The sequence below is a fragment of the Pseudomonas sp. KK4 genome (assembly GCF_001984065.1).
In the GTDB taxonomy this organism is placed as follows: Bacteria; Pseudomonadota; Gammaproteobacteria; order Pseudomonadales; family Pseudomonadaceae; genus Aquipseudomonas.
In genome coordinates this window covers 1-10,261 of record NZ_LYVP01000150.1, presented here as the reverse complement: position 1 = coordinate 10,261, position 10,261 = coordinate 1, and the positions used below count along the sequence as shown (strand labels likewise).

Annotated in this window: 12 protein-coding genes; 6 read left to right on the top strand and 6 right to left on the bottom strand. The window is 61.8% G+C overall.

The genetic code is table 11. The annotated features are described in order from the left end of the window. Window positions 1-135 precede the first annotated feature (135 nt). The gene (locus B0W55_RS26760) at window positions 136-336 is read right to left on the bottom strand and encodes a YbdD/YjiX family protein (RefSeq protein ID WP_077048921.1); all 201 of its coding nucleotides are present in this window, start codon (window positions 334-336) and stop codon (window positions 136-138) included. Between the two features lie 239 nt (window positions 337-575). On the opposite strand from B0W55_RS26760, the gene B0W55_RS26755 reads away from it, so the two are divergent. The 5 genes from B0W55_RS26755 (at window position 576) to B0W55_RS30905 (ending at window position 3,260) form a co-directional block, all read left to right on the top strand. Further along, complete coding sequence (locus B0W55_RS26755) at window positions 576-1,181, top strand: SCO family protein (RefSeq protein ID WP_077048920.1); 606 nt, start codon at window positions 576-578, stop codon at window positions 1,179-1,181. Next, window positions 1,181-1,699, top strand: a complete 519-nt coding sequence (locus B0W55_RS26750; protein ID WP_077048919.1) for a copper chaperone PCu(A)C — start codon at window positions 1,181-1,183, stop codon at window positions 1,697-1,699. The genes B0W55_RS26755 and B0W55_RS26750 overlap by 1 nt, the downstream gene beginning before the upstream one ends. A gap of 51 nt (window positions 1,700-1,750) precedes the next feature. Further along, a complete protein-coding gene (gene msrA / locus B0W55_RS26745) occupies window positions 1,751-2,257 on the top strand; it encodes a peptide-methionine (S)-S-oxide reductase MsrA (protein WP_077048918.1) in 507 nt (168 codons plus the stop codon). A 203-nt stretch (window positions 2,258-2,460) separates the two neighbouring features. Then, on the top strand, window positions 2,461-3,042 hold the full coding sequence (locus tag B0W55_RS26740) for a hypothetical protein (protein ID WP_077048917.1): 582 nt from the start codon (window positions 2,461-2,463) through the stop codon (window positions 3,040-3,042). A 74-nt stretch (window positions 3,043-3,116) separates the two neighbouring features. Beyond that, window positions 3,117-3,260, top strand: coding sequence for a hypothetical protein (locus tag B0W55_RS30905; protein WP_175645573.1), 144 nt, complete (start codon window positions 3,117-3,119; stop codon window positions 3,258-3,260). A gap of 128 nt (window positions 3,261-3,388) precedes the next feature. Here the strand turns inward: B0W55_RS30905 and B0W55_RS26730 are convergent, their stop codons facing one another. The 3 genes from B0W55_RS26730 to B0W55_RS30900 form a co-directional block, all read right to left on the bottom strand. Next, window positions 3,389-4,333 (bottom strand): class I SAM-dependent methyltransferase, encoded by a 945-nt coding sequence (locus tag B0W55_RS26730; protein ID WP_077048915.1) that lies wholly within the window; start codon window positions 4,331-4,333, stop codon window positions 3,389-3,391. Window positions 4,334-4,349: 16 nt separating this feature from the next. Continuing rightward, the gene (locus B0W55_RS26725) at window positions 4,350-5,723 is read right to left on the bottom strand and encodes an iron-containing redox enzyme family protein (protein ID WP_077048914.1); all 1,374 of its coding nucleotides are present in this window, start codon (window positions 5,721-5,723) and stop codon (window positions 4,350-4,352) included. 221 nt (window positions 5,724-5,944) lie between these two features. Then, on the bottom strand, window positions 5,945-6,100 hold the full coding sequence (locus B0W55_RS30900; RefSeq protein WP_175645572.1) for a hypothetical protein: 156 nt from the start codon (window positions 6,098-6,100) through the stop codon (window positions 5,945-5,947). Between the two features lie 206 nt (window positions 6,101-6,306). Here B0W55_RS30900 and B0W55_RS26715 point away from each other — a divergent pair, with 206 nt between their 5' ends. Then, the gene (locus B0W55_RS26715) at window positions 6,307-6,744 is read left to right on the top strand and encodes a short chain dehydrogenase (RefSeq protein WP_077048912.1); all 438 of its coding nucleotides are present in this window, start codon (window positions 6,307-6,309) and stop codon (window positions 6,742-6,744) included. Between the two features lie 15 nt (window positions 6,745-6,759). Here B0W55_RS26715 and B0W55_RS26710 read toward each other — a convergent pair whose 3' ends face one another. Further along, window positions 6,760-7,635 carry a mechanosensitive ion channel family protein gene (locus tag B0W55_RS26710; RefSeq protein WP_077048911.1) on the bottom strand — a complete coding sequence of 292 codons (876 nt, stop codon included), beginning with the start codon at window positions 7,633-7,635 and terminating at the stop codon, window positions 6,760-6,762. A 199-nt stretch (window positions 7,636-7,834) separates the two neighbouring features. Then, window positions 7,835-9,832, bottom strand: coding sequence for a U32 family peptidase (locus tag B0W55_RS26705; protein ID WP_077048910.1), 1,998 nt, complete (start codon window positions 9,830-9,832; stop codon window positions 7,835-7,837). Window positions 9,833-10,261 lie beyond the last annotated feature (429 nt).

The following is a 10,261-nucleotide window of genomic DNA, read 5'->3' as shown; positions in this document are numbered from 1 at the left end:
CGCAGCCCAGCGGGAGCAAGCTCCCTCGCCACAGGGGTGGTGGCTGCTTTTGTGGTGAGGGGATGAATCCCCTCACTACGAAAACTTCCTCACCACAAAAACTCACTTGCCACAAATAGTTCTGAGTTCAGGTTTTCAGCAGCAGCGGGTATTGCACTTGCCGCGGCCGAAACGTGCTTCCTGGCGTTCGCGGAAGAAGGCTTCGTAGCTCATCACCGGCTCGCCCGGGGCTTTGATTGCCATTTGTGCGACGTAGTTGTCGTAGTCGGGCATGCCCACCATCAGTTGTGCACTTTTGCTGAAAAAACGGGCGGCGTTTTGCAGTTTGCGGAACATGGCCATGCTCTCTGGGGTTGGTTGGGGTTCATCAAAGCGTACGATTGTATCTGCAATGTGTCCGCACGCCGGTCATTCGTCGGCTCGCTCAAGCGCTCCCCGCGACCTTTTGGCGCAGTACCGGCGGGCGATGGATTAAGCGCGAACGGGCAACAGTTTGTTAACATCCCTGCGCTTTTTTTCGTCTGATGCGTCAGGCACTGTGTTTTATCTGTCGCTACACAGGAAGCTTTATTTCCATGAGTACGTTGTATTCCCGTCGCACGGTCCTGCAGGGCATGAGCCTGCTGAGCCTGGGCCTGCTGGCCGGCTGCGACGACAGCAGCAAGCTGTCGTTCAAGTACGGCAAGGATCTGAGCGACAAGATCATGGGGCGATCCTTCAAGCTCAAGAACGCCCAGGGCGAAACCCGGATGCTCGGCAGCTATCGGGGCCTGATGCCGATGATCTTCTTCGGTTTCACCCAATGCCCCGCCGTCTGCCCGACCACGCTGGCCCGTGCCGCCCAGGCCAAGAAGCTGATGGGCCGCGATGGCGATCGCCTGCAAGTGGTGTTCATCAGCCTGGACCCGGAGCGAGACACCCCTGAATTGCTCGACAAATACGTCAAGGCCTTCGACCCCACTTTCGAAGCGCTGTACGGCACGCTGGAAGAAACCGCCGCCACCGCCAAGGAGTTCGGCGTATTCTTTGAGAAGGTCCCCAGCGGCGACACGTACACCCTGTCCCACACCGCGACCAGCTACGTGTTCGACTCCCGGGGCAATTTGCGCCTGGGCCTGTCCGCGTCCCTTACCGCTCAAGAGTGCGCAGAAGACCTGCTCACCGTCATGGAAGTCTGCTGATGAATTCATCCCGCACATCGCGCATCAAACAACTGGCCCTGGGCCTTTCGCTGCTCGGCATGGCGTGGCAGGTGTCGGCGCAAACCCAGGTCAGTGATGCCTGGGTCCGCGCCACGGTGGCCGGCCAGCCGTCGACCGGTGCCTTCATGACCCTGCAAGCCGACAGCGACAGCAAGCTGATCAGCGTGCAGTCGCCGATCTCCAAGACCGTGCAGATTCACCAGATGAGCATGAAGGACGATGTGATGCGCATGGGTCAGGTGCAGTCCGTGGCGTTGCCGGCCGGCAAGCCAGTGAGCCTCGACCCCCAGGGCTACCACGTCATGCTGCTGGACCTGACGGCACAAGTGGCCGAGGGCAGCACGGTGCCGTTGACCCTGACCGTGGAAAACGCCAAGGGTGAGAAAGAGACCATTGAAGTTCAAGCCCAGGCGCGTTCACTGGGCGCGACCGGCCACAGCAACATGGACCACGGCAGCATGGATCACAGCAAGATGGACCACAGCAAAATGCAATAAGCCCCTGACGGCCCCGATCCACGGGGCCGTTCACTGATGGGAGGTGCGTACATGACGACCAACACCGAAACCGCCATCCTCGCCGGTGGCTGCTTCTGGGGTATGCAGGATCTGCTGCGACGCTACCCGGGCGTACTGGCCACGCGGGTCGGCTACTCCGGCGGCGATGTGCCCAATGCGACCTACCGCAACCACGGCACCCACGCCGAAGCGATCGAAATCATCTTCGACCCCGAGCAGATCAGCTATCGGCAGATTCTCGAATTCTTCTTCCAGATCCACGACCCGACCACCAAAAACCGCCAGGGCAATGACCTGGGCATGAGCTATCGTTCGGCGCTCTTCTACCTGAGCGAGGAGCAGAAGCACATCGCCCAAGAGACGATTGCCGACGTCGAGGCATCCGGCCTGTGGCCCGGCAAAGTGGTCACCGAAGTCGAGCCCGCCGGACCGTTCTGGGAAGCGGAACCTGAACACCAGGATTACCTGGAGCACTACCCGAACGGCTACACCTGCCACTTCATTCGGCCGAACTGGCAATTGCCCAAACGCACGTAACATGATGCGGGAGCGAGCATGCTCGCTCCCGCAGGCTTGACGACATCGCGTGCGACGGCGGCCCGGATCAGGGCCTTGAGCGAAATCCGCCCCGCACAATTTTTTGCCCATCAAGTTGCCAATGCCGATCTAGACTTAACCCACTAACGGGGCAAGGCACACCTGCGCTCGAACCGAAGGCCGATCAAACAAGGAATATAACCTTGAAGACTTCAACGCTTTGCCTGCTGGGGAGCCTGTTGTTTTGCGCCGGGGCCTGGGCCAACGGGACCATTCCCGTGCTCGAGCTCGATTTCACTCGATCGGCCACTGAAACCCTGAAAAAACACGGCATCAACGACGCGTGCATCATCGTCGCCTCCAACCCGAGCGGCTTCACCTATTGCCGTGAAGGCTCGGCGACGCTCTGGAAGTATCAGAAGCTGGACCTCAGTCAGCCCGGCAGCGGCCAGGGGCCCTTGCTGGCATCACTGGATGACGGACGCATCTCCATCGCCGAAGACGACAGCGCCGCCTGCGAAGAAGAACTGCCCAAAACCACGATCAATCCAGTGATCACCCGCGCAGTTGCCATCGGCCTGATCGTGCTGTTCCTGCTCCTGGGCTTGCGTTTCACCTATCGGGCGACCAGGGACGGCTACTTCAGCCGGGCCGTGTATTCGGGGACGCACCTGCAACGCTCGACCGGCTCGCTGCTCGCGCACCGCTCGGCGTCCAAAGCCCTGTTCGCGTTTGCCGCCGCCGCGACCGTAGCGTTCGTTTATTTCGGTTACAGCGCCCTTTGAGCCGCTAGAGTCGCAAATAACTCGAACTCGCCCTCAAGGGGTTCATCCAATGTGAATACACGGGAGGAACCCCCATGAAAAACGACGAACCAGTCAAACCCGCCAACGGCACGGACGAGTCTGTACCAGACGTTTTGCCTTCGGACGATGAACCCGAAGCCGACGAACAGCAGCGCAAAATTGACGAGATCGAGCGCAAGGTGGCTGACGGTAATTGAACAATGATCACCGCCAATCCATGTGGGAGCGGGCTTGCTCGCGAAAGCGGTGTGCCAGACAACATGACGGTGACTGACACACCGCCTTCGCGAGCAAGCCCGCTCCCACAGGGGACTGCGCTCAAGATTCAGTAGGTGCGGGTGACGGTCAGCGCCACTACGGCGATGCGTTCCGCCAGTTCATAGCCGGGCTTGCGCAGTTCGTCACCGAACACGTCCGGGTCCAGTTCGCGGTAAGTCCAGCTGAAACTATCCCCATTGAGCATCGGCATCACACCTTCGAGGAAAGGATCGCGTCCGGCCACCATCGCCACACCGGTGTACAGCACCAGGCTGCCGCCCGGGTTCAGCCGCGGCAGGGACTCACGCACGATGCGCAGCGACAACGCCTCGCCCAGGGCCCCGCCTCCGTGACGATAGGCCCGCTGCTGGCTGTCATTCATGTAGGGTGGATTGGCGACGATCAGGTCGAACGGGCCTTCGACACTGCGCAGGATGTCGCTGTGGTAAACCGTGACGTTGCTGAGCCCGGCCAGCTCGGCATTCACCGCGCAAAGACGCAGCGCCCGAGGATTGATATCCACCGCCAGTACCTGGGCGGCATGGCGGGCGCGGGCGACGATCATTGCCCCGACACCGGCCCCACAACCAATGTCCGCCACCCGTTGTATCGGCTCGACATGCTGTTGCAGATGAGCGTCGATCAACTGGGCAAAGCGGTAGCTGTCAGGACCGAAAAACACCGAATCGGCTTGCGTGGTCGGGTACGCCGAGTGGGCGAACAGCAGGCCTTGCAGATTCGACCAGCGCACAGTGCTGCGCCACAGCGCACCGTCCCGTTCGACGATGCCCGCCTGCTCCAGCATGTTCAGCTCACCGTCCTGGAACAGCGACTGATCGAAGGGCATCGACCAGCCAAACACATCGCGCAAGTCCTTGGCCAACGGCGAGGCAAAGCGCTGAAGATGGGTCTGGTGGGTCAGCGGGCTGGGCGTGACGAAACGATACTCCTCGGCGATCAGACGTTGGCCCAGTTCCAGCAGCGCACGATCGGCAATGTGTTGTGCGGACATACAATGGCTCCTTCAATCAGCGCAAACGGGTCCGCAGTTCGACAAAGCGGCGGGTGGCGAACAATCCGGCCGGGCGGTGATGGCGCTGCGCAGACAGCCAGGGCATCAGCAACTCCAGCGCTCGGGCCGGCGGCTGCCCAAGCAAATTGTCCTGCAGCGACTTGAGCTCCGGATCCGTCGGGGCCACCTCATCAGCCTGGTGGGGTTGATCCCGATGCACGGCCGGTCGTTGCCTTGGCCCCTGCCAGTCGCCGGCGATCCAGTCGTGGATCAACTGTTTTTCATAGCCGTCGAACACACCGAACATCGCCGCCGTGCCGCCCTCGATCAATTGCCAGAATCGACTGTCCTGGGGCGGGCCATGGCGTTTGATCCAGCCCATGCGTTCCATGGCACCGAGGAACTGCGCAATCTTGCCCGGCGACGACAACCACTGGCTGACGGTCTGCCCGTCGACCTTGCAGTAGTCCGAATGCATGTGCTGGCCAAACTCGCGCTTGCGTTCGAGCATCGCCACCACTTCACGTTGCAAATCAAAGCCTTTAATCACCGCCGTTGAGCCCACGCCGAGTTCGTTGAGGCGATACCCCAGGGCCACCCGCTGGAAGAAAGCTGCCCTGCCCTCGTCCAGCGGCAACAGGTCGAGCAGCGCCTCGACAGCCTTGCGACCGTGGCCGCTGCTGACGTTGTCGATGGTCACGTGCAGAGTGAAATAGTAAGGATCGATCCCCAGCTCGCGCAGTTCGTAGGCGCTGATCAGCAGGTGCAGCGGCAGTTGCTCGTAACCCAGGTTGTAGCCGATCACCTCGGGCAAGAACTCGGCGCTGCAACGGGCGAACGCCAACTGGATCGCGCCTTGAACGAAGTGCTCGTCGTCCAGCCCTTGCTGGTCGTCGCAGTCGTGTTCGGCCAGCAGCTTGCGATAGATCAGCACGTGGTTCTGACGGGGATCGCCCTTGCCCAGTTCTTCGAGATAGGTCGTGAGCAGGCCGTCGAAGCGCAGGTCCTGCCAGTGGTTGAGCATGCCTTCCAGCCAGGCGCCGTCGACCACTTTGGTCGGTGCTACCCGTTGCAGGAAATACAGCGCATGGGCCTTGTTCTGGAAATACTCGCGCTCGCCACCCTGCTTGCGCTTTGCAAGGTAGGCGGCGTACTCGCTGGCCACGTCGGCGCAACGCTGCTCGGCCCATGCCGTCAGCTGCTCAGGCGCTTCGGGCAGATCGCACGGGAGCCCGGCAGCGAGGGCCAGTTGCTGGCGTAAAAAGGCCTCGGCCCGCGCGTGGGCATCGGGTGCATCGTTATACAGCGCGGTATAAAGCTCGCGGTAGGCGTCATCGTCGCACTGCCCCGGTGATGTGGGTGTGCCGGACAAGGTTTTGAATACGCTCATGACTGGAGGCTCCTGGGCAGATAATTGCTCGTTGAACAGCAGATTGAGGGGCCTGCAGAAAATTCCATCGGCTTTCACCAGCCGGGGACGGGTGGCCAACGCCCGTCCCTGTAGGAGCGAGCTCGCTCGCGATGAACCCGAGGACGCCGCGGGGCATCAGGCACCCCGCTTTATCGTTGACCTCCATCGCGAGCGAGCTCGCTCCTACAGGGAGAGGGCGATCAGCGTCTGTCATCGGACAGCGGCGTTTGCTCGTCGGCCTCTGGCATTTCCCGCTCCGCCGACTCATCCCATTCCTGAGGATCATCAGGGTCAGGCGTCGTCAAAGGGTCGTACTTGCCGGGGTCAGGTTTTTTGTCATCGGGATCAGCGTTCATAACCACCTCTGCAACATGGCGTTCGTATCCATTGGAAGTGGCAGCGGCGCGAGGGTGCGTTCGGGTAGACGAATGGCGCGAGAGTGCCGCTCGTCCGGCGCGTCGCACTTTCGGTTTGCGCGGTTCTTCCAATGGCTACATCCACTTGCAAGGAAGACTCAGATGAATATCCACAGATTGATCGCGCTGACGCTTGAGGCGTCACTATGATCGCCCCGGCCACCGGCATGAGATACGGGGAGCGCTATGTCGTCGACAGCGTCGAACGGGCGCATCACTTTCCAGGCTTTTTTCTGGATGGAAAATACTACCTGGGGCCCGAGCTTCAGACCGCCGTCGGCTGGCTCGAAGGGCAGCAATTTCTCTACGATCAACTCGACCCGACCGGCGAGCCAGTGTTTGCGGGACGGGTCGCCGGCACCATCGAAGACCTGACCTTGATCCTGGCCGATGGTGCGCGCCTGACGTTGAGCCCGGAGCCGTTTCGCGCCCAGGCCGACTTGCCTGTGCCGGTTGTGCAGGTGCGCCCTGCCCCGGCATTCACGCAACGCCCTTCGCCGCTGCTGGTAGCCGCTGCGGCGTTGCTGGTGGGCGGACTGTTGCTGGCCGTCAATCGCCTGGGCAGCCGCAAGCGCACTCGCTGACGCTCGCGGCGAAGTTCACTCCTTGGCGGCGAGCGTCCCGGGCAGCGCTGCGCCTTGCTGGAAGATCACGGTCTGGGCCGGCATCGGCGCGGGGAAACCGGCTTCGCCGAGGGCGTCCTTGATGACGCGGTTGGTGTCGAAATACACCTGCCAGTAGTTCTCGTTGTGGCAGTACGGACGCACCGCAAGGACCGGGCCGACCAGGTTGAACTCGAGAATTTCCACGTCCACCGCTGGGGTTGCGAGCACATTGGGGATGGCGGCGATTTTTTCCTTGAGCAAGGCTGCGGCCGCTTTCCAGTCGGCGGCGCCAGACAGTTGCGCCTTGAGCTCCACGCGACGGAACGGGTTGTGGGTGAAATTCTGGATGTTGTCGCCGAAGATCTTGTTGTTGCCGACCAGGGTCAGGACATTGTCCGGGGTATTGATCGCGGTGGCGAACAGGCCGATCTCGGTCACGGTGCCGGTGACGCCGCCGGCGCTGATGAAGTCGCCGACCTTGAATGGGCGCAGCACAATAATGAAGGCGCCGGCCGCCAGGTTCGCCAGCAGCCCCGACCAGGCCATGCCGATCGCCAGGCCAACCGCGGCCAGCAATGCGGCGAAGGTGGTGGTCTGCATGCCCAGGTAACCGAGGATGGCGATCACCAGGATGATGTTGAGCGTGACGGTGATCACCGAACCGACATAGCGCAGCACGGTCGGGTCAACCTTCTGCTTGCCCAGGGACTTCTGCACCATGCCGACAGCAAAGCCGATCAGCCAGCGACCGATGATCCAAAAGGCAATTGCACCCAGAATCTTGACTGCAAAAGCGACACCGTAGGCCTGCACGACTGCAATCAGTGCGTTGAACTTCTCGGTGGTTACATTAACGATTGTCTCGTCCATGGCAGAAGCTCGCAAATGAGGGTTGACCTCAAGACGCTAGCACAGCCTTGGAAGGCCGCCAGTCTGGCGCGAACCCCACATTTGGGGGTGATACGACTGTGGGAGCGGGCTTGTTCGCGAAGGCGGTGTGTCAGTCGACATCAATCTGGCTGACACACCGCTTTCGCGAGCAAGCCCGCTCCCACAGGTTTGTGTGCGCTTAGTGCGGCGCGCGGGGGATGGTTTTGAGCAGGTCTTCGGGGCTGATGTGGCCAACCACAGGCTGCACGCTGCCCGGCTGCGGCAGGTCAAGGATGTGGCCTTTCATCTTGCCGATCACATGCATCTCGCAGGGCTTGCAGTCGAACTTCAGGGTCAGCACTTCATCGCCATGAATCAACTGCATCGGCGCGACCTTGGTGCGCACGCCGGTCACGCCCTTGGCCTGTTTCGGGCACAGGTTGAAGGAGAAGCGCAGGCAGTGCTTGGTGATCATCACTGGCACTTCACCCGGCTCTTCGTGAGCCTCGTACGCCGCGTCGATCAGCTTGACCCCGTGACGGTGATAGAAATCCCGGGCCTTCTGGTTGTAGACGTTGGCCAGGAACGACAGGTGCGACTCCGGGTACACCGGCGGCGGATTGGTTTCGGCCTTGCGGCCACCCCGTGGGTGGGCCTTGATGCGGGCCGCGGTCAGCGCTTCGATCACTTCCCGGCGCAGGGCCTTGAGCTGCGAGTTGGGGATGAAGAACGCCTGCGGTGCTTCCAGTCTGATGTCGGTGGCGTGGTATTCGGTGGTGCCCAGTTGACCGAGCAGATCGCGCAGTTGCTCCAGGGCCTGCTCCGGCTTGTTGGCCACGCCGAACGGACCGGCCAGGGTCACGCTGACGCTGACGCCCTCTTCACTGGTGGCGGTCAACTGCAGCTGCTGCTCGTCCAGACGTGCCAGCCAGGCCACGCCGATGCGGCGCTCGGACGAGGTCTTCTGCAGCGCTTGCTGCCAGTTGTGGTCCAGGTTGCGGCTCAATGGATGATTGGGGCGCAACTGGTGCAGACCCTTGGGCATCTCGTTGGGCTCGACGCGGTAGCGGTAGCGCTTTTCGCCGTCCTCTTCGAACTCGCCTTTCGGTTCGGCGATGTTGGTGCGCCAGCCGACCACTTCGCGCTTGACCAACACGTTGAGGCCGTCGCCGTTGGACAGCGGCTCTTTGGTGACCACCAGCAAGTCACGCTTGCCGACCTTCTCCACCACGCCCACCGGCAGGCCGGTGAACGTCGGCGAGTCAAAGGCGCCGATGTCGATCTTGCGGTCGCTGACGAAATAATCGGTGCTGCCACGGTGGAAGGTCTTGTCCGGGTCCGGCACGAAGAAGTGCGCGGTGCGGCCGCTGGAGGCACGGGCCAGGTCCGGGCGGTCTTCGAGCACGTCGTCCAGACGCTGGCGGTAGTAGGCCGTGATGTTCTTCACATAGCCCATGTCCTTGTAGCGCCCTTCGATCTTGAACGAGCGCACGCCGGCCTCGACCAGGGCGCGGATGTTGGCGCTCTGGTTGTTGTCCTTCATCGACAGCAGGTGTTTTTCGTAGGCGATCACCCCGCCCTTTTCGTCCTTGAGGGTGTACGGCAAGCGGCACGCCTGGGAGCAGTCGCCACGGTTGGCGCTGCGCCCGGTGTGTGCGTGGGAAATGTTGCACTGGCCGGAGAACGCCACGCACAGGGCGCCGTGGATGAAGAACTCGATCGCCGCGTCGGTCTCGGCCGCGATGGCGTGGATTTCCTTGAGGTTCAGTTCACGGGCCAGCACCAGTTGCGAGAAACCGGCCTGGTCGAGGAACTTCGCCCGCTCCAGGGTGCGGATGTCGGTCTGGGTGCTGGCGTGCAGCTCGATCGGCGGGATGTCCAGTTCCATCACACCCAGGTCCTGGACGATCAGCGCATCGACGCCCGCGTCGTATAATTCATGGATCAGCTTGCGCGCCGGCTCCAGTTCGTTGTCGTGCAGGATGGTGTTGATGGTGGTGAACACCCGCGCGTGATAGCGATGGGCGAACTCCACCAGCGCGGCGATATCGCTGACTTCGTTGCAGGCGTTGTGCCGCGCGCCGAAGCTCGGGCCGCCGAGGTAGACGGCGTCGGCACCGTGCAGGATCGCCTCGCGGGCGATGGCCACGTCACGGGCAGGGCTGAGCAATTCCAGGTGATGTTTGGGCAAGGACATAGTTTTTTTAGTCGGCTGTCACGGTCGAGGGGCGCATTGTACCGACGAAATGCCGGACGGGCATCCGTGTGCTGCCGGGTGGCAGCCACTTGCTGACTCTGCGCAACAACACAAATCAAATGTGGGAGCGGGCTTGCTCGCGAAGGCGGTGTATCAGTCACCCGCGATGTTGGCTGTGCCGGCCTCTTCGCGAGCAAGCCCGCTCCCACGGGGTTTTGGGCTGGCCGTGGATTTTGTGAATGCCCCAAAACCATTGTGGGAGCGGGCCTGCCAGCGATGGCGATGGGTCAGTCACTGTTGATGTTGGATGTGCCGGCCTCATCGCGAGCAGGCTCGCTCCCACAGGTTTTTTGGGCTGGCCGTGGATTTTCTGGTCGTTACAAAACTACTGTGGGAGCGGGCTTGCTCGCGAAGGCGGTGTATCAGTCA

Bases quoted from the DNA above. Each gene is read 5' to 3' on its own strand.
- B0W55_RS26760 (WP_077048921.1), bottom strand. From the start codon at position 336: ATGTTCCGCAAACTGCAAAACGCCGCCCGTTTTTTCAGCAAAAGTGCA.
- B0W55_RS26755 (WP_077048920.1), top strand. From the start codon at position 576: ATGAGTACGTTGTATTCCCGTCGCACGGTCCTGCAGGGCATGAGCCTG.
- B0W55_RS26750 (WP_077048919.1), top strand. From the start codon at position 1,181: ATGAATTCATCCCGCACATCGCGCATCAAACAACTGGCCCTGGGCCTT.
- msrA (WP_077048918.1), top strand. From the start codon at position 1,751: ATGACGACCAACACCGAAACCGCCATCCTCGCCGGTGGCTGCTTCTGG.
- B0W55_RS30905 (WP_175645573.1), top strand. From the start codon at position 3,117: ATGAAAAACGACGAACCAGTCAAACCCGCCAACGGCACGGACGAGTCT.
- B0W55_RS26730 (WP_077048915.1), bottom strand. From the start codon at position 4,333: ATGTCCGCACAACACATTGCCGATCGTGCGCTGCTGGAACTGGGCCAA.
- B0W55_RS26725 (WP_077048914.1), bottom strand. From the start codon at position 5,723: ATGAGCGTATTCAAAACCTTGTCCGGCACACCCACATCACCGGGGCAG.
- B0W55_RS30900 (WP_175645572.1), bottom strand. From the start codon at position 6,100: ATGAACGCTGATCCCGATGACAAAAAACCTGACCCCGGCAAGTACGAC.
- B0W55_RS26715 (WP_077048912.1), top strand. From the start codon at position 6,307: ATGATCGCCCCGGCCACCGGCATGAGATACGGGGAGCGCTATGTCGTC.
- B0W55_RS26710 (WP_077048911.1), bottom strand. From the start codon at position 7,635: ATGGACGAGACAATCGTTAATGTAACCACCGAGAAGTTCAACGCACTG.
- B0W55_RS26705 (WP_077048910.1), bottom strand. From the start codon at position 9,832: ATGTCCTTGCCCAAACATCACCTGGAATTGCTCAGCCCTGCCCGTGAC.